Annotated in this window: 1 protein-coding gene; it reads right to left on the bottom strand. The window is 33.5% G+C overall.

What is annotated here, in order from left to right; translation table 11 throughout:
* Positions 1–325: sigma factor-like helix-turn-helix DNA-binding protein (locus DBX25_RS14630; RefSeq protein ID WP_115509730.1), on the bottom strand; the 325-nt coding region annotated here is incomplete at both ends.

The following is a 325-nucleotide window of genomic DNA, read 5'->3' as shown; positions in this document are numbered from 1 at the left end:
TTCTTGCGTTTGGCGACAATCTTACGGATATTGGAAGCTGAACCTTCAAAATCATATTCATCTACTAATCTTTCAAATATCCTTGCAGCTGTGTGTTTTTGTTTTCCCCAACTTTTAAGATCATCCTTTAACCATTGATCAATGATCGGTAACACTCGTTTAGTTTCATCAGAATACTCTTTGGTATTGTAGGTCATTTGACGATTTATAGTGGTAGGGGCTATGTTTTGCTTTAAATACTTACTTACAGTATTCCTTGAAATACCAAGTTTTTTTGAGATTTCACGTTGTGATAATCCTTCAACCTCTTTTAGAAATTTGATAT

The sequence above is a fragment of the Peribacillus acanthi genome (genome assembly GCF_003073175.1).
In the GTDB taxonomy this organism is placed as follows: Bacteria; Bacillota; Bacilli; order Bacillales; family DSM-1321; genus Bacillus_BN; species Bacillus_BN acanthi.
The sequence above is the reverse complement of the archived record's forward strand: the minus strand, read 5'-3'. Positions and strand labels throughout refer to the sequence as shown.